We start from the raw sequence: 24,585 nt of genomic DNA on the forward strand, positions 1-24,585 counted from the left end.
GCAATAAGACTTCTAACCGTAGGGACTACGGGGGTAGCCTAATCAATTAGAAGCCGATAGGCTTCCGTACTTAGGAATCTCCCACTTCAAATAAACCGTAAGGGTGTTAAGTGGTGAGTAGTTCAATGCACAATAATCTATTATTCCTAATGACACTAAATCTGTATAGGAGACATCAATACCAATTTCCTCTTTTATTTCCCTAACACCATCTTGAACCGTTTCATCAGCGAGTAAATGTCCAGCAGCCGTAATGTCGAATAGATTTGGGTAGTCCTGTTTGGTATCACTTCGGAGCTGTAATAAGAGATAATCTGTACCTTCATCTTTCGTAACAAACCAACAATGAAAAGTTTCATGCCAATGTCCAAGCCTATGTACATCACTTCGAGAGGCTACCCCTATTTCATTTCTGTCATCATCAAATATTTTAAAGTATTCATTCCCCATGTTTATCCTCCATGCTCAAGTAATCATTCGTTATACTCTGCTAATTCAAACTATGATTCTATCAACCATTTATCTATTCCGTCATATTTAAAGAGATTTTCAGTTTCTAATTTTACATTCTGAATTATGCTATCAATTACTTCTAATATTAAATTGAGAGCATTCAGTACATACCCATCCTCAAATTGTTCTATAGGTTCTGGTAGCTCATTTTCGTCTAAAATAAAGTTTTCCCCATTCGGAAGGACCAAAATATCAATAATTAAGTCTTCAAAGGAAACCATTTTATCTGTTACAGTTGTATCCCTAACAATATTAAAATACGAGCCTAAATAGTTCCCTTTAGCATCTCTCCAAAAATATAAATTATATGGTTTATCAATCCAATAGTATGCAATTGTGTAACTACCTTTTTGGATAGTTAATTCCCTTTCATCAACCTTCATAGAAAATGATTCCTCTATTTTATGTAAAAGTACTATCTTTTGGCTGTCTTCTTTTAGAAGTCTACAATGGTGGTCTACAGTAGTTGAATCATAGCGTATTTTCCTTTCTATGATATTTTTAATCTTCTGTTTCATCATATTTATCATTCAACAACCTTCTTCCGATTATTATGTACCACTTATTTTCACATTAATATTCTTATAATAGTCAATTCTCACATCAGATGGTAATGAGTGTTATTCCCAGTTTCATATAACACCTCACTTCCTAGAATTATCCATATTATAAGCCTTCATTTATTGTTTATCAATAAATATTTATTATTTTCAAATTAACTTTTAATGTTTCCATATAATTCATTTAATATTCTGAGTTAAAAGTGTACGATTAAGAAGTAATGATTAGTAGGGGGTTACAGTTTGAAAGTAGAAACTTTGAAAGTAAATTATATAATAGATGAGAAACTCTCGGTTAAACCAACAAAAATGATAGTTGAACAATTAGATCAAGACGAAAAACAGAACATCCATTTTGAAGTTCATTTTAATAATCGTCACTTTCAATCTAAGCCGTCCGATTCCACTGAGTATGCGATAAAATATTTACAGAGAAAACTCCCGGATAATATCAACATCGCTTGCTGCCAATCTTGCGGACATGGTAATTTCAACCCATTTGGGGATATGGAAAATGAAGTATTCTGCTTAAAAGATAAGACTCCTAGCAATAAGGCCGATGTCGTTGAAATCTTCTCAAATCAGGATAAAACTTTTAAAACAAGAAGCAGAAAGCTACTAGATTTTTGTAAAGACTATCAAACCATTTCTCATAATGAAAAATATACATACAATGATTGGGATTTGGATTAATAATTCGCTGTTTAAAGTGTATAAAAATAACCGAACTAATTAGTTCGGTTATTTAATTTACAGATATGAAAGTAATGAAATGCCTTAACCTCGTTAATGAATGCCTTGAATGACTTTCTCTAGAAATTCACCCATTCTCTTTACGGCTGGCTCTGAAAAATCAAAGCTGACCCCAGTTTCTTTATAAATAGCTGCGATCGATTGATTGTAGTCCGCACTTGCACCTTTTTTAAAAGATTCGATAGCTTGCTCTGGGTCTTTCTGATAATTCTCAAGTAATTGTAAAGCTCCAAGCATCGAGATGGAGTATTCAATATTATAAAAAGGAACTTCGAAATAATGAAGGGTGCCTGCCCAACTCATCCCAATTCCTTCCTCCAAACCAGAAGTATCGACAGGGTTTAATCCATAGCGTTTTGAGATTTCAAAGTATTTTTCATCACGCTCTTTGGCAGTATGGGTAGGATTCGTATACATCCAATGCTGGAAGAGATCCCCTGACAATGGCCCGAATAACATTGTAAATGCCCGTCTTAGCTCTTCACGCTGTGCGTTCTTGAAGTCTTCCTCATCTGGATAAAAACGATCCAGTTTATCCAATAAAAGCAATTCCATCCCATGAGAATACAGTTCAGCCACTTCCATTCGTTGCTGGTAGTCTTCAATAGGACCGTGTTCAGAAAACTCGAGGTACCCATTCACCGCATGGCCCATTTCATGAATTAATGCGATTAGCGAGAAAAAGGTTGGACTAAAGTTTGCAAAAACAAAGGTATCCCCTGAAACTGGTAAAGAGGTACAGAAACCACCCGGACTTTTTCCTTTCCGATCTCCAAGATCCAGTAACCCATTTTCTCTCATGTAATCGAAACGGTCCGCAAAATATGGATCAGTCTTTCCTAATATCTCAGAAACCCCATCCATAAGAGTAGACACCTCGGCGTATGGTGGATTTTTCATCAATTTAGCAGTATTATCCCATGGGCGATAGGTATCGACACCAAGCTTGGCTTTAAAAACATCTGCGAGTCGATTCCAAGCAGGGATAATATGCTTCTCTACATTTTCATGAAAGTCATAACAATCTTGGACACTATACTCACGATTTTTAACCACAAACATATAGTCACGATAATTTTCAAAGCCTGCATTTAAAGCGATTTGATGGCGTAGTTGAATGAGTTCATCCATGATGGCATCCATATCAGGCTTAATTTGAAGAAAAGCCGAACCCATCTTGTAATAAGCTTTTTCTCTCACAGCTCTGTCTAGATGATCGAGTTGGGATTGGATAAACGGAAACGGCTTTTCCTCTCCGTCCCATTCAACTGTTAATCCCCCCATAATTTCACTATACTTCGTACAGAGCTCTTGTTCTTTTACCATTAATGGAATGTTTTCTTCTCGGAACAGTTTAACTTTGGATTCGCGAACACGTCGCATTAAGCCGTACCGTGTTTCATCTAATTGATGTAAATAAGGAGACTCACAGAATTTCTCATTTAGTTTTGCTTCATATTTCATTAAAAGTGGTTGAATGACTTGCTGATCATGAAGATAAGTCGACTTGATTTCTGCATCCTCTGTATTCCGGTAGAAATCGACTTGGTGACCTGTCATCGCCTCCTCGATTTTAATCATTAAATTCTTTTCATCCTTTAACCACTCTACTAGCTCTGAAACGGAATCGATTGAAACATCAAGTAAACTACGAATTTGGGCTTCTACCCCTTCTACATCTTGTAAGTCGATTAGTTCTTGATAATAATTATGACGTAAATCTTGAGTCATTGATATCTCCCCTTCCTCTATTTAATTCTATCTATATTCATATTATCGAATCCTAATTCCAAAATCTAGCTTTTTCAAAAAGGATGAAGTAGGAAACAGTTTCCCGCCGTGAAACATAAAAAATCAGCTAACATCACGTTAGCTGATATGCTTAATTTTTCATTTTCGGGTCTAGTGCATCGCGTAAGCCATCCCCCATTAGATTGAATCCAAGGACCGTTAACATAATCGCAAGTCCTGGGAAGATCATTGTCCACGGGGCTTGTACGAGGTAATTCTTTGAATCTGAGAGCATTTTCCCCCACTCTGGGTCAGGAGGTTGTGCACCCATCCCAAGAAAACCGAGGGCTGCCGCTTCAATAATTGCAGTCGCGATGGCTAGCGAACCTTGAACGATAATTGGTGCCATGCTATTCGGTAAAATATGATTAAAAAGAATTCTTCTATCCTTCATCCCAACTGCTTTTGCAGCTGTTATGTATTCCTCTTCCTTTACACTTAGTACTCTTGAACGAATCAATCGTCCGAAGTTTGGTATATTAATGATGGCGATTGCGATTAACGCATTTCGTAACGATGGTCCGAGAACAGCTACAATCGCAATGGCTAATAAAATACTAGGAAAAGCTAACATTATATCAAAGATTCTACTAATTAAATTATCAATCCACTTGCCATAATAGCCGGCAATGATTCCTAAGAAACTACCGACAACTGCAGAACCAAGAACAGCAAAAAATCCAACCCATAAGGAAATTCTTGCACCAAAAATAATTCGAGAAAGAATATCTCTACCAAAATCATCAGTGCCTAACCAATTTTCACTTGATGGTGGTTTCAAACGATTTACTAATTCTTTATCATCAAGCCCCGTTGGTGCAATAAGAGGTGCAAATATAGCTAGTATAATAAAGAAGAAAACAATGAATGCACCTATAATAGCTAATTTATTTTTCCTGAAAGTTCTCCAAGCTTCTTTCCATGGGGATATAACTTCATCTTTTTTGATCTTCGTTTGAACAGGTCCTTCATTTGTAACGAGTTCCGGCATATTATCCCCCCTCCACTAGTTATATTTAATTCTCGGATCAATTACTGCATAGAGTAGGTCAATGATTAAATTAATAAAAACAAAGAATGTCGCGACTATTAAAATACTAGACTGGACAACTGGGTAATCCCGATAATTAATCGCATCATAGATATACCTTCCAATTCCAGGCCAGCCAAAGATGGTTTCCGTTAAAATGGCTCCACCTAGTAATAATCCTGTTTGTAATCCGATTACAGTTAGAACTGGTATGACAGCATTTTTTAAGGAGTGCTTGTACACCACCCAAAACATTTTTACACCCTTCGCCCGTGCTGTTCGGATATAGTCAGAGCGCATTACCTCGAGCATACTTGACCGAGTGATTCTCGCAATAATTGCCATTGGAATTGTTGCCAGTGCGATACTAGGGAGAATTAAATGTTGTAAAACTTCTTTGAATTGATCCATTCGACCATTTATCAATGTATCTAACAAATACAAATCGGTTATCGAATCAACAGGATTTCGTACATTTTCCCGTCCTGTCGTTGGCAGCCATCCAAGATTAATTGAAAATGCCCATTGCTCCATTAAGCCGAGCCAGAAAATTGGCATCGATACTCCAATCAGTGCAATAACCATTGCTCCATAGTCAAACCATGAATTTTGAAACCATGCACTAATGATTCCTGCATTAACACCAATCACAATTGCAATAATGATGGCTACGATTGTTAACTCAATTGTTGCCGCTAAAAATGGCCAAATTTCATCGCTTACTGGTGTCTTGGTACGAATAGATTCCCCAAGATCCCCAGATAATAGCCCTTTAATATATTCAAAGTATTGAATATAAATAGGTTGATCAAGTCCAAGTTTTATCGTTAATTCAGCAACTGCTTCCTTTGTTGCACGTTGGCCTAACATGATTTGTGCTGGATTACCTGGTATTGCATGTATAATTGAAAATACAACAATCGTCATTCCAATTAACACTGGAACTACAAGTAACACCCTTCTCACTGAATATGCAAACAAGGTTACCACCTCACTTTTTTAACTAATGAAGGGGGAGTAAACACTCCCCTTCACCTCTTTAATTATTCAAACTCTACTTTTGTTAAAATATCAGACCCGGTTGGATGTGGTAGTAGATTTAGTAGATTCTTTTTACCAGCTAGGAATGGTGTTGAGTGAACTAGTGGTACCCATGGTGAATCCTCATGAATAATTTCTTGTGCCTTTTTATATAATTCATTTCGTTTTTCTTGGTCAGCAATGGTTTGTGCTTCAATTAAAATGTCATGAAGCTCATCATTGCTATAGAAAGAATAGTTATTGCTTCCAATGCTGTCCTTATCTAGTAAAGTATAGATAAAGTTATCAGGGTCACCATTGTCACCTGTCCAACCCAACATGTAAGCATCAAATTCACCTTTTGCTGCTTTTTCTAAATACGTTCCCCAATCAACTGTTTTAATTTCAGCTTTTACACCAATTTCAGCAAAGCTTGACTGGATAACTTCAGCAACCTTCATACCATCTGGCATATATGGACGAGGAACTGGCATTGCCCATAGCTCCATTTCAAATCCGTCAGCAAAACCTGCTTCAGTTAATAATTCTTTTGCTTTCTTAAGATCATATGGATATTCCTGAATGTCGTCATTATAGCCTTCTAACGCTGGTGGAAGTGGGTTTTTCGCTGTTTCTGCAAATCCACCGTAGAATGCTTCGATAATACCCTCTTTATCAACAGCATGGTTTAATGCTTGGCGAACTAATTTGTTATCAAATGGCGGTCGGTTCGTTGTAAAGCCGAGATAACCAATATTCATTGATGGTCGCTCAAACATTTGTAAATCTGGGTTTCCTTTGATTTGTTCTAAATCAGACGGGTTCACACCATCCATTAAATCAATTTCCCCAGCAAGTAATGCATTCAGACGTGCAGAGTTTTCAGGAATTGATCTAAAAATAACCTTTTCGAGCTTTGGATAACCTTCCATCCAATAATCAGGATTTTTTTCAATTACAATTCTGTCATTTTCTTTCCATTCTACAAATTTGAATGGACCAGTACCTACAGGATTCTTCATAAAATCATCGCCATATTTTTCTAGTGCAGCTGGACTAGCAATTCCAAATGGTGACATTGCTAAGTTTTTCAAGAAAGGTGCTTGTGGACGATACAATGTAAATACAACAGTTTTCGCATCAACTGCTTTCACTTCCTTGATCACGTGACCCTCATCCCCTTTATACCCACCAAACATCGTATAGTAAGGGAATTGTTCTTCATCGCCATTCATCCAACGCTCAAAGTTTGTAACAACTGCATCAGCATTAAAATCAGTACCATCATGGAATTTCACACCTTCACGAAGAGTAAGAGTGTATTCCAATGCATCATCTGAAACCTTCCATTCAGTAGCAAGGCTTGGATGAAGAGTCGTATCTTGTTCACCATAATTAATTAGTGTTTCAAACAGGTTAACCGTTACTTTAAATGTTTCACCTTCCGTAGTTGTAATCGGATCTAATGAAACAGAGTCCCCGCCACGTCCAAACACAAGCTCCTTCTGTACTTCTTCCGCTTTCTCTGGATCTTTTGTTTCATTTTTTGGTGTATCTTCATTGTTATTATTACTTGTCTTATCCGTGCCACCACCATTACAACCTACTAACGCAGTCGAAAGCAGCAACAAAAATAAAATAGAAAGTAATAAACTTCTCTTCTTCATCAACATAGATTCCCCCTCATTTTTTCTTTGTTTTTATCATGAATGCGCTTACCAAATTTAATATAAGTGGCAAGCAACATAATGACCAGGCTCAACCTCTTTAAAATCAGGTCTAATCGATTTACAAATGTCCATACATGAACTACATCTAGTATGGAAAGCACAACCACTTGGAGGGTTAGAAGGACTTGGTATTTCACCACTTACTTCAATTGCTTCCCTTTTATAATCAGGATCTGGAATCGGTACTGCATCTAATAATGCCTTCGTATATGGATGCAGTGGCTTACGATATAATTTTTCACTGTCTGTTAATTCTATTAACCTTCCTAAATACATAACGCCCACTCTATCACTTATATGACGGACTACTCCTAAATCATGCGCAATAAATATATATGTCAGCCCATATTCTTTTTGTAAATCCTCCATTAAGTTAAGCACTTGGGACTGGATGGACACATCTAATGCTGAAACAGGTTCATCAGCAATAATTAATGATGGATTTGTCATCAATGCCTTAGCAATTCCAATTCTTTGTCTTTGCCCACCACTGAATTGATGTGGATAGCGTTTCGCATGGTAACTGCTTAATCCTACAATCTCTAACATTTCCCTTACTTTCCGTTTTCTCTCTTTCTTATCCCCTATCCCGTGAACGATGAGAGGCTCTTCCAATATTTTTTCAACATTGTGTCGTGGATTAAGAGAAGCATAAGGGTCTTGAAAAATAATTTGCATATCCCTCCGTAGTTTTCTCATCTCAGAGTTTGAAAGACTCGTAATATCTTGATTATTAAAAATTACTTTACCTTCTGTAGGCTCTAATAATCGTAAAATCAGTCTACCTGTCGTTGACTTTCCACAGCCGCTTTCCCCAACAATTCCTAGTGTTTCCCCCTTTTTAACAAAAAAGGAAAGACCATCTACCGCTTTAACCTCTCCTACTCTTTTACCAAGTACTCCACCATTTATCGGAAAATGTTTTTTTAGATTACTCACTTGAAGTAAAGGCTCTGTCACGTTCTACTTCCCCCTCCCCCACATGCAAAAAGCAGCGAACTTTATGCCCTGACCCATCTACTTGATATAAATTTGGATCATCTGCAAAGCAGCGATCAAATGCATGCTCACAACGCTCAGCGAATCGGCAGCCTTTCTTGATCGAACCTGGTCTTGGTACATTTCCAGGGATTGAATAAAGCCGTTCATTTTTCTTTCTTATGTCAGGGACTGATTTTATTAGCCCTTCTGTGTAAGGGTGTTTCGGATTTTTAAAAATCCTTTGTACCTCTCCTTCTTCAACGATTTTCCCTGCGTACATCACGATAACCCGCTCACAAATTTGCGCTACAACACCTAGATCATGTGTAATCAACATAATTGCTGTATTCATTTCCTCATTTAACTTTTTCATTAGCTTTAGAATTTGTGATTGGATCGTTACGTCAAGTGCTGTAGTTGGCTCATCAGCGATTAACACCTTTGGATTACAAGCCATAGCCATCGCAATCATTACCCTTTGTCTCATTCCACCAGACAGTTGATGTGGATAGTTATCAAGTAACTCTTCAGCCCTCGGAAGACCTACCTTCTTCATTATTTCAACTGCCCGTACTCGAGCTTTCTTTTTATCCCATTTATTATGTATTCGAATGCCTTCAATCATTTGAGCCCCAATGGTAAAAAGTGGATTCAGCGATGTCATCGGTTCCTGAAAAATCATCGCAATTTCATTTCCTCTAATTCTTCGCATTCTCGTTTCTGACAAATTCACTAAATTCTCGTCATTAAATCGAATTTCACCACCAACTATTTTGCCTGGGGGTGTTGGAACTAGTCCCATAATCGACAATGAAGTGACACTTTTCCCACAGCCAGATTCTCCAACAATCCCGACTATTTCTCCTTCGTTGATATAAAAGTCGATATGGTCAACAGCTGGTATTTCTCCATCATCCGTAAAGAATGAGGTTTTCAATCCTTTAATTTCAATGATTGTTTTACCCATTTAACAACCCCTTCCTTTCACGGGAATTAAAATAATTTTAGAATATTAATTTTATTATTACAGGTATGTAACAAAAATACTGTCGTAATTAAATTAAATTTTCCGACATCTTTTTCTATAATTTCCCCGGAAATAACAGAAAAAGACATAGATTATAAAATCCATGTCTTTTACATGTCACTATTTATCTAATTGTTGTACTTGAAATAGTTTAAAATAATGTCCTTTTTTACTCATTAGTTCTTCATGTGAACCTACTTCGACAATTTCCCCATGTTCAATTACAACGATTTTGTCTGCATGAGTGATTGTCGATAAGCGATGTGCTACGATAAATGTTGTTCGGTTCTTTGCGAGTTTCTCCAATGACTCTTGAATTAAGTGTTCACTTTCTAAATCTAGGGCAGAGGTTGCTTCATCAAGAATTAATAATGGTGGGTTTTTTAAAAACACTCTCGCAATCGCAATTCGTTGCTTTTGACCACCTGAAAGCTTAACCCCACGTTCCCCAACTTTCGTCTCGTATCCTTGTGACAAATTCTCAATAAACTCATGAGCATTCGCAGCCTTAGCTGCCGCGATGACTTCATCATCTGTCGCATTTGGTTTACCTAATAATATATTTTCCTTCACAGATTCACTAAATAGAATTGTATCCTGTAATACCATTCCTATTTTATCTCTCAAGCTTCTTACTTTATATGAGCGAATATCCTTTCCATCTAAAAGGATTCTACCTTCTGTCACATCATAGAAACGTGGAATCAAACTTACTAAGGTAGATTTCCCACCACCGCTCATTCCGACAAAAGCAATCGTTTCACCTGTTTGTACCGTTAAATTAATATTGTTTAATGCGTTTGACTCATCTTCACCATAATTAAAAGATATATGTTCAAAGGAAACTTTTCCAGAAACATGTTTACACTCAATAGCATCTGGCTGATCTTCAATATCATATTTCTCATCGATTAATTCAAATACACGATCCATAGATGCAAGTGATTGAGTGAGCGTTGTTGAAGAATTCACAAGCCTTCGTAATGGATTATATAACCTGTCTATATACGATACGAATGCAATTAACGTTCCGACTGATAAATGTCCATTGATTGCTTGGAAGCCAGCATATCCAATTACAAGTAAAGGCGCAATATCTGTAATCGTATTAACAACTGCATAAGTTTTCGCATTCCAAGCGGTGTGATCAAGTGCCTTTTCTAAAAAATTACAATTTTGCTTATCAAATCTTTTTTGCTCGTGATCTTCAATTGCAAAGCTTCTAATTACTGGTATCCCCTGAACACGTTCATGAAGATATCCCTGAACCTCAGCTAATGCCTGAGAACGGGTTCTCGTTAAATGTCGTAAGCGCCCGTAAAAATACTTGATCGAGAATCCATAAAAAGGAAATAGGATAATTGACACAATTGTTAACGGGATATCCATTGTGAACATGATTGCAATTGCAATTAGAATTGTAAATAAATCAAGCCACAAATTCATTAATCCAGTAATGACAAAGTTTTTTGTTTGTTCCACATCATTAATCACTCTTGAAATAACTTCACCAGCACGGGTATTCGCGTAAAATCGCAAGCTTAATTTTTGAATATGATCAAATAATTTATCACGAATATCATATAATATTTTACTACCTACCCACTGTGCATAGTATTGACGATAATATTCAATTGGTGGTCTTAGAACGATAAATATAAATAGCATAATCCCCATAGCAATATATAGTTTGGATAATTTCTCATCTGCTGCTAGATGTTCAGCACCTATAATATCATCGACAACATATTTTAAAAGTAAGGGAATTAAAAGCGGAATAGTAAACTTGATGATTCCGATAACAATCGTGATGGCAATTTGAAACTTATATGGTTTTACAAATTGCATATACCGCTTAATACTGTCCATTATTGATAACCTTCCTTCATAAAAAGCGATAAACCTGTTGTAAAATAGCAACAGGTTTAACTTCTGTACGTTAAGTATCTCTCATACCATATATCAATAAAATCCGGTGCAAATGGACCTTTTCTTCCCCGTATCCATTGCAACAGTTTTTCAACATTATTTTTTAATATTTGATCAATGACCTCAGGATATTTCATTTCACGGCGATGGCGTTCATATTCATCTTCGTCTAAAAGAATATAGGTCATATCCGGAAAGACCTTGACATCCAGATCATAATCAATATATTTTAATGCCTCTTTATCTGCTATAAACGGTGAGCTTATATTGCAGTAATAGTATATTCCATCTTCACGAATCATACCGATAATGTTAAACCAGTGTTTCGCGTGAAAATAGCAAATCGCTGGTTCCCTTGTGATCCATGTTCGACCATCTGATTCAGTAACGGTTGTCCGATCATTACCACCAATTACCAAGCTTTGCGTCCCTTTTAAAACTCTCGTTTCTTCCCAAACACGATGAATATGTCCATTATGTTTGTAACTATGTATTTGTATTTTATCCCCTTCCGAGGGCACACCCATATTCTCTCCCTACTTTCATTTTCTGGACGCTTTGTTTCATATTACTCACGTTTGAGCTCTTGCTGATGTAAAACAAAGAAAAACCATTTTCTCTTATTATAACGGTTCAATACATATTTTAAAACAAAAGAGCCATCCGAATTTCAGACGACTCCTTCCCGTTTATTATGCGATTGGTTGAATTCTTTCTTGATACGTACGAATGACCTCCTCGGTTTGTTGCTGAAATAAGTGATGAATTTGTAAAAGTTCCTGTTTCATATGGCTGATTTCTTCTTGAATTGATTCAAGTTCTGTTTCATTTTGAAGCTGTATTAATTCCTCTTCTAGTTCTTGACATCTTTCAATTTCCGATTGAATAAAAAGAAGACGGTCCATCGTTTTTAGTTGTTCACTCACAAGGTCATCAAATTGATCCATATTATGTACCCTCCACACTGTATAAAAATCTTCAGTAATGTTATTACCTAATATTTCTTGAAGTAAACTTGAATTCCTTTGACTTTATATGTAGAGTTTTAAGAAGTTTTGTCGAGAGGAAGTTTAAAAAGTCCGGGAAAAATAGAAAAACACTTCCTACGCATGAAGGAAGTGTTTTCGTTAAGTATTTTTTATTTACTTAGCCTTGGCCTTTATTAGCCTGTGACTTTTGATTTTGTTTTCTTACCTCTGCAGCGTTTGTTTCGCTAGCAAATTCTGTTCCGAATTGACCAGCAGCACCAGCACCTTGAGATTGAGCATTTTGTTGTCTTACTTGTTGAACATTTGTTCCTGCTGAAGTTTTATTTGGTTGTTTAGCCATTGTAATCACCTCCACGACAATTAATTTGTCCCAGAGTTAAAGTGATTATCCATGAAAAATCAAGAAATTTTTATTTGTTTTTTGTTACACGAGTAATGAACGCCCTCCATCGACGATAATCGTTTGACCTCTTATCATACTTGCTTCATCTGATAATAAGAACATAACCGTATTTACTAAATCCTCAGGCTCGACCATTCTACCTGCTGGTGTATTTTGCCTTGCATCCTCTAACAATTCCTCACGATTTGGGAAGGATTTTAAAGCATCTGTATCAACAGCTCCACCAGATACTGCATTTACAATTATATTTTTTGCTGATAATTCAACAGCTAAATATCTTGTTAGAGCTTCAACAGCTGCTTTGGATACACCAACTGCAGTATAATTTTTCAGATAGCGAATCGAACCTAATGAGCTTAGTGAAACCATCTTTCCTCCGCCATTTCTCTCCATACGAATCGCTGCTTCCTGAGCACAAAATAATAGTCCCTTACTATTGATATCCATTGTCCAATCCCAATGAGACTCCTCAAGCTCCATAATAGGACGCTGTACACCTGATGCTGCATTATTAACTAGAATATCTAATCGGCCAAATGTCTCATCAATTTGTGAAAACATTTCCCTAATTTTTTCTTGTTTTCCGATATTCGCTTTGATCGCAACTGCCTTTTGCCCAAGTGCTTCTATTTCAGCAACTGTCTCCAGTGCGGCTGATTTGCTTCTCGCGTAGTTCACAACAATATCATAACCCGCTTTTGCTAATCGAATTGCGATTGCCTTTCCAATTCCCCTACTACTACCAGTAACTAGTGCAACTTTTGCTGTCATGAAATGCATCTCCTTTTTATGTGGATAATTTTACTTAATTTGTACACACTTAAATTGAAATAACCTATCATTTTATCATCAAGGAGGTAAGGATAATGTATGCTGGTCGTGATATGACTCTCTTATCAATGCTCCCTAAAAATGAATGGAAAGAAAGCGAGCTTGCATTTTTTCACCATTCACTACAACAAATTGTTCCATACTTGAATGCTGAAGGTCAATCCATTCATCAACAAATTATTGAGGAAATCGAAGATCGTGGAGGCTTTCATCGAAATGAAGGTGATTACACCCACGGTACAAAGCTTTCTTATGATTAGTCACCGTCAATATTTTTATCTTTCCCATGTGATCGGAAGCTTTCTCACCGGTCGAGAAAGCTTTTTAAAATATTTTGATGGGACACAGGGAGTGTGAATTGTCTTAACTCTTCTACAGTAACTAGTTTTAACGAATCTGACTCTATAACTTCTCCAATGATTTCGCCTTCAAATACAGTAATATTCCAAATAAGATGTGAAAATATATGCTGAATCGTTGTGTATGCTTCCCCTATTTTCGTCTGTATCTTAAACTCTTGATTGATAAAATCTGATAATTGCTCCTTCTGGGTATACAATTCTGAAATACTTTCATGATTTGGAAATTCCCACAAATTAGCCAGCAAGCCTTTATCTGGTCTTTTGTGAATAAGTAGTTTTTTGTCTTCATTTTGTAATACAACTGCCGCCATCGATAATGGAACTGGCGCCTTCTTTTTACTTTTTACAGGCAGCTCCTTTTGAACACCTTCAGCAAAAGCCCGACAATGATTCCTAACAGGACATAATAGACATGCAGGATTAGCAGGGATACAAATTAATGCGCCAAGCTCCATAAGTGCTTGGTTGAAAAAGGATGGGTTCTCTTTTGAGATGATTTCCCTAATGATATCCTCAAATTGTTGACGTGTCTTTGGTTTAGCAATATCATCCCAAATCGATAAAATACGAGAGAGCACCCTCATTACATTCCCATCAACCGCTGGTTCCGGGACTCCGTATGCAATACTCAGGATCGCACCTGTTGTGTACGGACCCACGCCTTTTAATTTTGATATTTCCTTTGCTGTGTTAGGAACTTGTCCTCCATATTTTTCGGCAACTTCCTTCACAGCCGCATGAAGGTTTCTCACACGTGAGTAATATCCGAGGCCTTCCCAAGCTTTAAGTACTTTCTCCTCTTCTGCTTCTGCGAGCGTTTCAATCGTAGGAAATTGATCGATAAAATTATTGAAATAAGGTATTACTGTATCTACTCTTGTTTGCTGCAGCATGATCTCGGAAACCCATACTTTGTAAGGGTCCTTGTCCATACGCCATGGGAGATCTCTCTGTTCCTGCTCAAACCAACTGATTAAATCTAATTGAAACTGGTCTATATTAAAATGATCAAGCTTATTCATAAATGGTCTCACATTTCCTCTCAAACGGTGGTAAACTTATAGTAATTTAAAAAAACGATATTAAAAAATGAAATGCCAATACATTGGTTACATTAAATATATGATAAAGAAAATTTGGCGATTGTCGAGTCAATCTGGCAAAAGCAGCTGATGCATTTAGGAAAGTATTTTTAAACTTTCCAAAGCCAATTAAGGAGGTCACACGATTTGGATACGGGAACTCATATTGTCATGGGACTTGCCCTAGGTGGAATTGCCACCCTTGACCCAATTGTCACTGCAGATCCACAAACTACACATGCCGTGATAATTGGAACTTTAATCGGTTCACAAGCACCGGATTTAGATACTATTTTAAAATTACGTAATAATGCACAATATATCCGAAATCACCGTGGTATCACACATTCTCTTCCTGCTGTACTATTATGGCCACTTCTTATAACAGCTGTTATTTCTTTCTTTTTTCCTGCAGCAAATGTACTTCACTTATGGATTTGGACTTTTATCGGAGTCATTCTTCATGTTTTTGTTGATATTTTTAACGCATACGGAACACAAGCACTCCGTCCATTTTCTAATAAGTGGGTAGCACTCGGTGTAATTAATACATTTGATCCATTTATTTTTTTAATTCATCTCGTTGGGATCATCATTTGGCAATTAGGCGCCCACCCAGGTTATACATTTTTCACAATCTATGGAGTTCTTTTTCTCTATTATATCATTCGATACTATTTGCGTAGACAAGTTAAACTCAAGGTAAGAAGTATAATTGATAATGTTACCGACATCATCATTTCTCCAACCTACCGATTTAATCAATGGCATATAGCAGTCGTTACTGATCAATTTTTTTATGTTGCTCGAGCCAAAAATAATGAGATTATGATTCAGGACAAATTTTATAAACGACCTATTCCCGATACTCCCGTGATCAAAGCAGCTGTTAAAGATAAAAATCTTGCTGCCTTTTTATCCTTCTCCCCCGTCTATCGTTGGGAAGTAGATGAATATGACGATCATTATGACGTACGCTTTATTGACCTACGCTACAGAAGCAAAGGACACTACCCATTTGTGGCTGTGGTCAAACTTAATTTAAAACTTGAAATTATGAACTCCTACACTGGCTGGATCTTCAGTGAAGAAAAGCTGCAGAAAAAATTGGAATTTATACCAAGTTAATGGAGTGGCTAGTCTTCTTTCTATACCATTTTTTAGGTTAGGCGGCCGGATTATTGGTTAAACCCGCCGGATTAATTGCTTTTTCGGCCGAATAACCGATAAAAACCGCCGGATAATCCACTAAATCCGCCGGAATAATCACGATACCCGCCGGATAACCGACAAATGCATAGTATCAAGCTTATGTTTTGCCAATAATTCACGCCAAACACAATACATTTTATTGCCTATCTAATCCATACTAGTATTACGTGTACGAAAGTAACAATATTTCTTTGTTCTTACACGTAACTTTCGCTTTTTAGGAGGTATTCACGAATGCGGAACAAACAAAGGGGCTTCCCAAATCAAAATAATAATAAATTTGAGGGTGAACCGCGAGCAAAGGCTGAGTATGCTTCAAGAAGAGCAAATGGAACCATTAATACACATCCACAAGAAAGAATGAAGGCTTCAAGTGAACGACACGATTTTTAATAATTAACAAGGGCTACCCTATAATATTATCCAAAGTCGAGCAATCCTTGGAGGTGTTTTTTGTGGGAAAAAGGCGTAACGATCCTTATACAAATCCATTCCAATCACCTTGGGCTAATCCTAAACATTCTTGGGCACAGATTAACGGTGAAACGATGCAAACCCAGAATAATATTATTCTTCAACGTGAAACGCGCAAACGTTCATAAACGGAAAAACCAGAGAGCCTAGCTTCTCTGGTTTTTTAACAAGGCTGTGTTTTCCAATGTAATAAGTAACAATCATTCAGAAAAGAGCCTTTAATAATGATATCGGTAATGCTTCTTCTTCGTTATCCTCTTGTCCCACACGATGCCCCCAAGCAAATACACCATTCATATAGCTGATTTTAAAATAATGACCTGGGTCACCATCAATTTCGTATTCTTCTCCTGGTTTAAAATCATCAGGATTTAATAAATAGGCTTTTGCCATCGCTGCTTTACGCTCCAGCACTGCTAATTCATTTGGCATACCTAACTGCTCCGCTTTACGTGCTTTTTCTTTTAAATTTGCAATTTCTTGATTTAATTCATATTCTGACATTTGGCTATATCGTTTTTCCTGCTGATGCATGCTAGTCCCCGTCCTTTAAACTTTCGATAAATTTATCAATTAGTTCTATAGAAAATCCTTTACGAAAAAGGGTTTGCTTCATTTTTTGATTATATTCCCAGCCATCTAATTTTTCATACTTTCGATGAGCTTTATTACCATGGTGTTCTAATGCTTCCCATTCTTCATTATCATCCTTGTCCACTTCTACCTCTTCAAGTGCTATCTGAATGATATCCCAGCCATACCCTTTTCTCATTAAGGTTTGCTCAAGCTTTTGTTTCAAAAGCATATCTGACATATTTTTAGTAGATGTGATTGTTTTTTCAATCAACTTCACTGCTTTTTGAATTTGCATTTCTGAAGAAAATAATTCAAGGCTGTTTGATATATGGTCTTGCTCAATTCCCTTTTCAAAAAGCTCTTGCTTTATTACACTTGGTCCTTTTACAGTTGTATTTATTTGTGTTTGAACATAGGCTTTGGCAAATTCCAAATCATTGACATACTTATATTCAATTAGCTTATGAATGACTTCTGGAATAATTGGTTCTTCGACTTCTTTTTTCTTTAAATAATCGATGATCTCCTTTTTTGACCTCATTCGATAGGATAAAAATACAAGGGCTAAGTTAAAGGCCTTTTTCACCTCATCATCAAATTGAATTTCGGTAATATCTAATTCATCTAATTCCATTCCTTTTTTTAACTGAAAGGATATTAGGACTGCTTGATCAACACTGAAAGCATATTCTTCCCCTTGTCCATGATCGAGAAAAATATTAAATCGTTCATTATTCTTTTTTTGAGTCGTAATTTTAGTAATAAGCGCCATTATTTACACCTCTTCTACAATTGTAGCATAAGAAAATTAAAGGATTAACTTAAAATTTATTGAATTACTATTGTAAGCAGACTGATCGAATAGGAGGTTATATTTTGAAGATTGCAATTGCTGGTGGGACAGGATTTGTTGGGGAAGCCTTGGCGAATTATTTTCTAGATAAAAACCATACTGTGTATATACTTACAAGAAATGCATCTAGATACACTTCAAGCAAAAGGCTTCATTATCTAGAATGGCTTTCCCCTACAAGTGCTCCAGAGCATGATTTACAAGATATTGATGCTTTTATCAATCTTGCAGGTGAGTCACTAAATAGTGGACGGTGGACGAAAGTACGAAAACAACGGATTGTTGACAGTCGAATAACCGCCACTAAGGAAGTCATACGAATACTTAAAGCTCTTGATAAAAAACCTGAATGCTTGATTAATGCGAGTGCGATTGGAGTTTATGGAACTTCCGTAGACGAAACTTTCACAGAGGATCCAACCCAGGTTGGTACAGATTTTCTTGCAGATACAGTTTCAAAATGGGAAGAAGAGGCACAAAAGGCAAGTGGTTTAGGAATTCGAACAGTTTTCGCAAGGTTCGGGGTTATTCTTGGGAAAGATGATGGTGCATTGCCACGAATGGTGCTTCCTTATCGTTTCTTTATCGGTGGTACTGTTGGTGTTGGAAATCAATGGCTTTCTTGGATTCATATCATAGATGTTGTGAAGAGCATTGAATTTCTTATTGAAAATCAAGATATCTCTGGTCCTGTTAACCTCACTTCTCCAGATCCAAAACAAATGAAACCATTCGGAAAAGCGATTGGAAAAGTGCTTGGACGACCACATTGGCTGCCTGTTCCAGGTTTCGCATTAAAATTATTACTAGGAGAAATGAGCATCCTTGTATTAGAGGGACAAAAAGTATTACCAAAAAAGCTACAAGAAAATCACTATCCTTTTACGTACGTGAGGCTCGAGGATGCTATTCAGAATTTATTAAAATAATTGAAATGGAGTACAGCATGAAGAAAACAATTTTTAAAAATGCAACATTGTATCCGATTACTTCAAGAATTGTAAAAGATGTGGATGTAGTTGTGGAAGATAGGAAAATTAGTGAAATTGGCTTTTCAATTGAACCAAAAGCAGATGAAGTCATCATTGAATGTAACGGAAAGCATTTACTGCCTGGTTTCATTGATGTACATACACATCTAGGATTATATGATGAAGGAACTGGCTGGGCCGGGAATGATGCAAATGAAACGATTGAAGCCCTCACCCCACACATTCGAGCGATTGATGGTGTTCATCCACTTGATCCTGCTTTTCAGGATGCTATTCAGGCAGGCATAACAACTGCACATATTATGCCAGGTAGTGCAAATGTAATTGGTGGAACTACATCTGTTATTAAAACAAGTGGAAAAAACATTTGTAAAATGCTCCTTCAAGAGACAGCAGGGTTAAAAATTGCTTTTGGCGAAAATCCCAAAAGAATGCATAGCCATGGCAACAAAGAATCTATTACACGAATGGGTATTATGGGAATGCTGAGAGAGGCATTTTATAAAGCAAAATACTCAGATGATATTGATGACCTTAAGATCATCCCTCTTATCCAAGCATTAAAACGCGAAATTCCAGTTCGAATTCATGCACATCGTGCTGATGATATCATGTCGGCTATTCGTTTTGCTGATGAATTCAAGCTTGATCTTCGAATTGAACATTGTACCGAGGGTCATCTTATTGCAGAAGAATTAGCTGATCGAAATTTAAAAGTTTCGATTGGACCAACTTTAACAAGAAGATCAAAAGTTGAGTTGAAAAATAAGAGTTGGAAAACCTATCAAATCCTTAATGACCATGGAATTGAAGTGTCTATAACAACAGATCATCCCTATGTACCAATTCAGTATTTAAATGTGTCGGCTGCCATCGCAGTAAGAGAAGGATTAGATGAGCAAAAGGCGTTAGAAGGAATAACGATTACTGCAGCGAGAAACTTAAGAGTCGATCACTTAATTGGAAGCATTGAAATTGGGAAGGATGCTGATCTTGTTCTATGGAATGAGCATCCATTCCACTTCAGAGCAAAGCCAGAAATAACCATGATCAACGGTGAGGTTGTTTACTCAAAATCATAAGTTTCGACAGGTATATGCATTACCCGACACTTTCCACTCAAATAGTCGAAATTACCAATAATTTGCTATTAAAAATGAACAAAAAACTCTTTATTTTTGATTCATTTTCAAGTATGATACCTTAAGTAACCTAAAAAAACTTGGAATATATCGTGATTCCATCTAACAAAAAAAACATAATAGTTATAACTTAAATCAACCGACAGCTAGAATTATTTCTTTGTTGGTTATTTTAAGGGAAGGCAAATGGTGCGCCACCAGTTCACTGGTTCTAGTGGGTTCGATTCCCACCCCGAAATTTTTGTAATTTAAAAATTTCGAGGGTGGATCGAATCTTTAGGTCTGTCCTCTTTGGAGGGGAAACTTATGCTAAAAAAACGTGAACTTCAAGATAGTCAAGCTCTTTACGAGTTGATGGTGCATCCAGACGTCTTCCCTTTTGTACGTCATAAAGCCTATTCTTATGAAGAATTTTTATTTTTATCGAAACAAACAATTGAAGCAGAAGAACGTGGTGAATTGATTTCACGGACCATTCTTGATGAATGGGGTTCTCCAATTGGATCAATCAATTTATTTGATATCCAGGAGAATGCTGGTTTCCTCGGTACGTGGCTCGGAAAACCATTTCACGGTAAAGGCTATAACCAGGTCGCAAAAGATGCCTTCTTTCATGAGCTGTTTTATGAATTAGGGATTGAGACAATTTTTATGAGAGTAAAGAAAGTCAATATTCGTTCGACAAAAGCGGTTGAAAAGCTCCCATATGTTACATTAGCAAATGAAACTCGTAAACATATTTACGATCAGTTGAATGCAGATGGCGATATTTATAATCTTTTTGAAGTATCAAAGGACCTATACACACTTCATACATTGCGTGTCGGTCAAATAATTGAAGAAGAGCATCTAAAAGAAGCGTAAAAACCTGTTTTATGACAGGTTTTTTTGTTTGAATTTTTTTCCTATGGACAAACTAATAGTGCATATTAAAGAAAGTGAGGAAGATAAAATGCCAAAGGATAAAAAACGTGAGGCTAAGACAAAGAGTACATTAAGCAGTATGCAGGAGGTTACCTACTCAAGGGAATTCAGGATGGCAGACCGAGCTGGTGGATTTGTTGATAAGCATACAAAATACTAAGTTTTTTAGCATCAAAATTCTTCCACTTATGAAATAATACAAGTAGGCTATCCTATTAGAGAGCAATATTGCATTAGCGATATTCTCTATTAATTTTCGGGGGTGGCTTTAGTATGGGAAGATCACATGGTCATAAAACACGTGATAAAAACAAAGCTACATTACCACAAGTACCTAAGAACATGAAATCAGACGGCATTGATGTTGAATTCTCACGGGAGCTGGCAGACCAAGACGATATGGAAGCTTTAGCTCGTTCAAATGCTGCTGATGCAAGACAAAAAAATAGAAATAAATAATTTCGGAAAGGCTGTTCAATAGTGAACAGCCTTTTTAAATTGGCACTTACCTCTTATTATCTATTTTTTATAGTGCTTACATACTAAACCCAATTATAGTAAGAACAAACACCTCCACTGTCGCATAAGATGAAGCGACTCAAGCTTGCTAATGTTATGGAGGTGGCAATTTTGAAATTTTCAATTACAAGAGATTATATTCGTTTGGGAGATTCCCGCTCTGGCCAAAAGATTTCCAAGGTACTATTTATCGTAAGTCATGATACAGGAAACCCTGGGTCAACTGCATATGGAAATCGTAATTACTTTGACAGACAACAACCATCAGCTTCCGCTCATACTTTTATTGATGATAAATATATTTTAGAAATTATCCCTTTAAGCGAAAAAGCATGGCATGTCCGCTACAATGTTTCTGCCGATAACCAACGTTTTGGGGATGATGCCAATGATGCTGCGATTGGGGTTGAATTTTGTCACGGTGGTAAGATTAATTTTCAAGAGGCATATAATCGATATGTGTGGTATCATGCCTATCTATGCGATAAATTCGGATTAGATCCGATGAAGCATATTGTTGCTCATAGTAGTCTAGACCCTTCTAGACGGTCTGATCCGCAAAGTGCACTGCGCCCGAGGGGCATTTCTTGGAATGAATTTTTAGCAGATGTGAAAGCTTCGTTAGCACGGGATTTTAATGGGAAAGATACACCACCATCCTCTGACCCAACTCCTGCCGTTGGAGGTGTTTCAACTAGACTTCCTCTCCGTGAAGGTGACAAGGGCCAATTTGTGAAGGAAATTCAACAGGATTTAATTAAATCTGGATTCCCATTGCCACGTTATGGGGCAGATGGCTCCTTTGGTCCTGAAACAGAGACCGCTGTCATGCGCTTTCAAAAAAGATATGGTCTTCATGTAGATGGACTAGTTGGTACAAATACGTTAAATAAATTACAGGAAGTCATCAAGCAAAACCACTCCACTGATGATTTTCCACTTCCAACAGGTGTATGGAAGCGAGGCGATAAGGGTGAAGAAGTGCGATTGATCCAACGCGCATTAAAGCACATTCATTTTGATCCTAAGCAAATCGATGGAAGCTACGGTCCACAAACAGAGGATGCGGTGAGACGCTTTCAATCCATGTATGCTGCACTGAAGGATGATGGGATCTACGGACCAAGTACAAGAAAATACATTCAAATGGAACTAAATGATTAACAAATTACTCAGAACCCCCGTTTACCTACAAACGGGGGTTCTTTGCTATATAGCGAAATGAGAAGTATCCACATATTCCATAAAAGCCCATGATACCTAATACTATTTTAGTTTGAAGTTGCCGGAGCTTGTTCGGATTGTTATGTTATGTTCAGCATTGCCGATTTCACCAATGATTCTGTGTTCTGAATTCTCTTTGAATTCCATTCCTTCAATTTTCACCTTGCCATCTCCAGAGCTGCTTTTATAGTCAACCTCGATTGATGAAACTGTTGTGAATTCTAGCTCTATATCCCCGCTACTTGATTCCGCATTAATATTACCGGTTACTTCCTTCCCATCAATTTCAATATTTCCAGAGGCTGCTTCTGTTTTTAATTCATTTGCGGTTTGATCAAAACATTCGATATCTCCACTACTCGTCTCAAGCGTTATCTTCTCTGCTTGATTATCATTTACTTCAATATTTCCACTATTTGCAGATACTTCAATGGCGTTAGCTGTAAAATCATTCGCTGTAATGTCACCACTTGATGTTTCAATCATTAATGTTGTCTCAATTTTTCCACCGAGAGCTTCTATATTACCTGAATTCGCTTCGATACTAAGGTTTTTCGCTTCCAAGTCTTCAGTGTTAATGTCACCTGACGATGTATTAATTTCCAGAGAATCGTACACCTTCTGTGGAACCTCAACATTTAGATCAACACTTGTGAAGTTAAAAATTGAAATTTCAAACTTTTCCTTCCGATCTACATTTATTTCTAATGTGTCATGGTCTTCATCAATTTCCAACTTATACGTGTCTTTATTGTTTTTACTTGCCTTCCCTTTTAATTCAGCTATGACTTTATCTCCATCAGTTGGGATCACATTCACATCAACTGAAGAAGATTTAATTAAAATATTCTTTATATCCTCTGCATCAAATTCTTTTTTCTCATGTACTTCAACCGTATTAAACGAAAATAGTTTTTTCCCAGATGTATTTATCGTAATGATTAATCCTAATACACCTATTAATATTATTATGAACGCTCCATACATTATTTTTTTCATGCCTCGTTATTCTCCTTTTATCAGCTTGATATTCCAATTCCAATAAATCATTGAGATTCGATATAACCATTTCCCTACTTTCACAGAACCAACACCAATCATTAAACCGATTCCAGCTAATATGACAGTGAGGAAAAACTCAATACTATCAAAGCTGCCAAAAATAAATTTCAAAGCAGCTAGAAATGGTGAGAGCACAAAGCTAAATGAAACAAGACACATTGAAAAATAGATTCCGGCAATTGCGACAGCTGGCCCAAGTACGAATATCGTATTAAATAATAATAAGCTAATAGTTGCTAAAATCATTCGACCATTATTGCGGTATGTTTTCTTCTCTTCATTGATTGGGATATGAAAGTTTTCGTCAAACGGATATGACGGAATATCTAAAGTGGACTTGTTGCCATTTTTGCGATTTTCCTCGGCAACATCAATTAAGTCCTTATATAGCTCAATTAATTTATCACGATCCTCTGGCGGTAAACCCTTCAATCTTTCTTCTAATTCCTGAAGCAACTTCTCCTTTTCCATATGCCTCTTTCCTTTCAGTTTTCTTATGTCTCCAATGTTACGTAGAAAAAGTCATATGACCAAGTGAAATGAGTCATAAGATTTCTACTTATTTTTATGACAATTTATGCTATCAGAAATGACTTTCATCTTGTA

Annotated in this window: 29 protein-coding genes and 1 pseudogene; 12 read left to right on the forward strand and 18 right to left on the reverse strand. The window is 36.8% G+C overall.

Features of this window, described 5'->3' with window-relative positions:
* Positions 1 to 42: 42 nt before the first annotated feature.
* Together MJG50_RS19410 and MJG50_RS19415 are read right to left on the reverse strand one after the other, a co-directional pair.
* Positions 43 to 450: an NUDIX hydrolase gene (locus tag MJG50_RS19410; protein ID WP_345893255.1), complete on the reverse strand. Its 408-nt coding sequence runs from the start codon at positions 448 to 450 to the stop codon at positions 43 to 45.
* Between the two features lie 50 nt (positions 451 to 500).
* Positions 501 to 1,040, reverse strand: coding sequence for a DUF402 domain-containing protein (locus MJG50_RS19415; protein ID WP_431307304.1), 540 nt, complete (start codon positions 1,038 to 1,040; stop codon positions 501 to 503).
* Positions 1,041 to 1,316: 276 nt separating this feature from the next.
* Between MJG50_RS19415 and MJG50_RS19420 the strand changes: the two genes are divergently transcribed.
* Positions 1,317 to 1,766 carry a hypothetical protein gene (locus MJG50_RS19420; RefSeq protein WP_240257431.1) on the forward strand — a complete coding sequence of 150 codons (450 nt, stop codon included), beginning with the start codon at positions 1,317 to 1,319 and terminating at the stop codon, positions 1,764 to 1,766.
* A gap of 93 nt (positions 1,767 to 1,859) precedes the next feature.
* Here the strand turns inward: MJG50_RS19420 and MJG50_RS19425 are convergent, their stop codons facing one another.
* The 11 genes from MJG50_RS19425 to fabL form a co-directional block, all read right to left on the reverse strand.
* Complete coding sequence (locus MJG50_RS19425) at positions 1,860 to 3,557, reverse strand: M3 family oligoendopeptidase (RefSeq protein ID WP_240257432.1); 1,698 nt, start codon at positions 3,555 to 3,557, stop codon at positions 1,860 to 1,862.
* A gap of 151 nt (positions 3,558 to 3,708) precedes the next feature.
* Positions 3,709 to 4,608 (reverse strand): ABC transporter permease, encoded by a 900-nt coding sequence (locus MJG50_RS19430; protein WP_240257433.1) that lies wholly within the window; start codon positions 4,606 to 4,608, stop codon positions 3,709 to 3,711.
* 15 nt (positions 4,609 to 4,623) lie between these two features.
* A complete protein-coding gene (locus tag MJG50_RS19435; protein ID WP_240257434.1) occupies positions 4,624 to 5,628 on the reverse strand; it encodes an ABC transporter permease in 1,005 nt (334 codons plus the stop codon).
* A 62-nt stretch (positions 5,629 to 5,690) separates the two neighbouring features.
* Positions 5,691 to 7,334 carry an ABC transporter substrate-binding protein gene (locus tag MJG50_RS19440; protein ID WP_240257435.1) on the reverse strand — a complete coding sequence of 548 codons (1,644 nt, stop codon included), beginning with the start codon at positions 7,332 to 7,334 and terminating at the stop codon, positions 5,691 to 5,693.
* 57 nt (positions 7,335 to 7,391) lie between these two features.
* Complete coding sequence (locus MJG50_RS19445) at positions 7,392 to 8,357, reverse strand: ABC transporter ATP-binding protein (protein ID WP_240257436.1); 966 nt, start codon at positions 8,355 to 8,357, stop codon at positions 7,392 to 7,394.
* The gene (locus MJG50_RS19450; protein WP_240257437.1) at positions 8,329 to 9,345 is read right to left on the reverse strand and encodes an ABC transporter ATP-binding protein; all 1,017 of its coding nucleotides are present in this window, start codon (positions 9,343 to 9,345) and stop codon (positions 8,329 to 8,331) included. Before MJG50_RS19450 ends, MJG50_RS19445 begins: the two co-directional genes overlap by 29 nt.
* 180 nt (positions 9,346 to 9,525) lie before the next feature.
* Positions 9,526 to 11,274 (reverse strand): ABC transporter ATP-binding protein, encoded by a 1,749-nt coding sequence (locus MJG50_RS19455; RefSeq protein ID WP_240257438.1) that lies wholly within the window; start codon positions 11,272 to 11,274, stop codon positions 9,526 to 9,528.
* A 56-nt stretch (positions 11,275 to 11,330) separates the two neighbouring features.
* The gene (gene ntdP, locus MJG50_RS19460) at positions 11,331 to 11,861 is read right to left on the reverse strand and encodes a nucleoside tri-diphosphate phosphatase (protein WP_240257439.1); all 531 of its coding nucleotides are present in this window, start codon (positions 11,859 to 11,861) and stop codon (positions 11,331 to 11,333) included.
* A gap of 165 nt (positions 11,862 to 12,026) precedes the next feature.
* Entirely contained in the window at positions 12,027 to 12,281 is a 255-nt protein-coding gene (locus MJG50_RS19465; RefSeq protein WP_240257440.1) for a YgaB family protein, read from the reverse strand.
* A gap of 199 nt (positions 12,282 to 12,480) precedes the next feature.
* Positions 12,481 to 12,663, reverse strand: coding sequence for a gamma-type small acid-soluble spore protein (locus tag MJG50_RS19470; RefSeq protein ID WP_240257441.1), 183 nt, complete (start codon positions 12,661 to 12,663; stop codon positions 12,481 to 12,483).
* 84 nt (positions 12,664 to 12,747) lie between these two features.
* Positions 12,748 to 13,497: an enoyl-[acyl-carrier-protein] reductase FabL gene (gene fabL, locus MJG50_RS19475; RefSeq protein ID WP_240257442.1), complete on the reverse strand. Its 750-nt coding sequence runs from the start codon at positions 13,495 to 13,497 to the stop codon at positions 12,748 to 12,750.
* 95 nt (positions 13,498 to 13,592) lie between these two features.
* Between fabL and MJG50_RS19480 the strand changes: the two genes are divergently transcribed.
* Complete coding sequence (locus MJG50_RS19480; protein WP_240257443.1) at positions 13,593 to 13,817, forward strand: mother cell protein YfhS; 225 nt, start codon at positions 13,593 to 13,595, stop codon at positions 13,815 to 13,817.
* Between the two features lie 44 nt (positions 13,818 to 13,861).
* On the opposite strand, the gene mutY is transcribed toward MJG50_RS19480, so the two are convergent.
* Positions 13,862 to 14,941, reverse strand: a complete 1,080-nt coding sequence (mutY, locus tag MJG50_RS19485) for an A/G-specific adenine glycosylase (protein WP_240257444.1) — start codon at positions 14,939 to 14,941, stop codon at positions 13,862 to 13,864.
* Positions 14,942 to 15,148: 207 nt separating this feature from the next.
* On the opposite strand from mutY, the gene MJG50_RS19490 reads away from it, so the two are divergent.
* The 3 genes from MJG50_RS19490 to MJG50_RS19500 all read left to right on the forward strand — a co-directional run bounded on the left by MJG50_RS19490 (position 15,149) and on the right by MJG50_RS19500 (position 16,815).
* On the forward strand, positions 15,149 to 16,129 hold the full coding sequence (locus MJG50_RS19490; RefSeq protein ID WP_240257445.1) for a metal-dependent hydrolase: 981 nt from the start codon (positions 15,149 to 15,151) through the stop codon (positions 16,127 to 16,129).
* Between the two features lie 318 nt (positions 16,130 to 16,447).
* Positions 16,448 to 16,606: a small, acid-soluble spore protein K gene (locus tag MJG50_RS19495; RefSeq protein ID WP_240257446.1), complete on the forward strand. Its 159-nt coding sequence runs from the start codon at positions 16,448 to 16,450 to the stop codon at positions 16,604 to 16,606.
* Positions 16,607 to 16,668: 62 nt separating this feature from the next.
* A complete protein-coding gene (locus tag MJG50_RS19500) occupies positions 16,669 to 16,815 on the forward strand; it encodes a YpzG family protein (RefSeq protein ID WP_240257447.1) in 147 nt (48 codons plus the stop codon).
* Between the two features lie 76 nt (positions 16,816 to 16,891).
* On the opposite strand, the gene MJG50_RS19505 is transcribed toward MJG50_RS19500, so the two are convergent.
* The gene (locus MJG50_RS19505) at positions 16,892 to 17,221 is read right to left on the reverse strand and encodes a YfhH family protein (RefSeq protein ID WP_240257448.1); all 330 of its coding nucleotides are present in this window, start codon (positions 17,219 to 17,221) and stop codon (positions 16,892 to 16,894) included.
* 1 nt (position 17,222) lies between these two features.
* The gene (gene recX / locus MJG50_RS19510) at positions 17,223 to 18,035 is read right to left on the reverse strand and encodes a recombination regulator RecX (RefSeq protein ID WP_240257449.1); all 813 of its coding nucleotides are present in this window, start codon (positions 18,033 to 18,035) and stop codon (positions 17,223 to 17,225) included.
* Between the two features lie 104 nt (positions 18,036 to 18,139).
* On the opposite strand from recX, the gene MJG50_RS19515 reads away from it, so the two are divergent.
* The 7 genes and pseudogenes from MJG50_RS19515 to MJG50_RS19545 all read left to right on the forward strand — a co-directional run bounded on the left by MJG50_RS19515 (position 18,140) and on the right by MJG50_RS19545 (position 22,857).
* Complete coding sequence (locus MJG50_RS19515) at positions 18,140 to 19,045, forward strand: TIGR01777 family oxidoreductase (protein ID WP_240257450.1); 906 nt, start codon at positions 18,140 to 18,142, stop codon at positions 19,043 to 19,045.
* Between the two features lie 17 nt (positions 19,046 to 19,062).
* A complete protein-coding gene (locus MJG50_RS19520; protein WP_240257451.1) occupies positions 19,063 to 20,190 on the forward strand; it encodes an amidohydrolase in 1,128 nt (375 codons plus the stop codon).
* A 366-nt stretch (positions 20,191 to 20,556) separates the two neighbouring features.
* Positions 20,557 to 21,114, forward strand: a complete 558-nt coding sequence (locus MJG50_RS19525) for a GNAT family N-acetyltransferase (protein WP_240257452.1) — start codon at positions 20,557 to 20,559, stop codon at positions 21,112 to 21,114.
* 88 nt (positions 21,115 to 21,202) lie between these two features.
* Positions 21,203 to 21,334 carry a YfhE family protein gene (locus MJG50_RS19530; RefSeq protein WP_240257462.1) on the forward strand — a complete coding sequence of 44 codons (132 nt, stop codon included), beginning with the start codon at positions 21,203 to 21,205 and terminating at the stop codon, positions 21,332 to 21,334.
* A 113-nt stretch (positions 21,335 to 21,447) separates the two neighbouring features.
* On the forward strand, positions 21,448 to 21,633 hold the full coding sequence (locus MJG50_RS19535; protein ID WP_240257453.1) for a YfhD family protein: 186 nt from the start codon (positions 21,448 to 21,450) through the stop codon (positions 21,631 to 21,633).
* 168 nt (positions 21,634 to 21,801) lie between these two features.
* A pseudogene (locus tag MJG50_RS19540) lies at positions 21,802 to 22,305 on the forward strand (peptidoglycan recognition protein family protein); the annotation flags it as partial.
* Between the two features lie 120 nt (positions 22,306 to 22,425).
* Positions 22,426 to 22,857 (forward strand): peptidoglycan-binding domain-containing protein, encoded by a 432-nt coding sequence (locus tag MJG50_RS19545; RefSeq protein ID WP_240257463.1) that lies wholly within the window; start codon positions 22,426 to 22,428, stop codon positions 22,855 to 22,857.
* 102 nt (positions 22,858 to 22,959) lie between these two features.
* On the opposite strand, the gene MJG50_RS19550 is transcribed toward MJG50_RS19545, so the two are convergent.
* Together MJG50_RS19550 and MJG50_RS19555 are read right to left on the reverse strand one after the other, a co-directional pair.
* Positions 22,960 to 23,916 (reverse strand): DUF4097 family beta strand repeat-containing protein, encoded by a 957-nt coding sequence (locus MJG50_RS19550; RefSeq protein WP_240257454.1) that lies wholly within the window; start codon positions 23,914 to 23,916, stop codon positions 22,960 to 22,962.
* A gap of 6 nt (positions 23,917 to 23,922) precedes the next feature.
* The gene (locus MJG50_RS19555) at positions 23,923 to 24,450 is read right to left on the reverse strand and encodes a DUF1700 domain-containing protein (protein ID WP_240257455.1); all 528 of its coding nucleotides are present in this window, start codon (positions 24,448 to 24,450) and stop codon (positions 23,923 to 23,925) included.
* Between the last annotated feature and the right edge of the window lie 135 nt (positions 24,451 to 24,585).

It is taken from the genome of Fredinandcohnia quinoae, assembly GCF_022427965.1.
Taxonomy (GTDB): Bacteria; Bacillota; Bacilli; order Bacillales; family Bacillaceae_L; genus Ferdinandcohnia; species Ferdinandcohnia quinoae.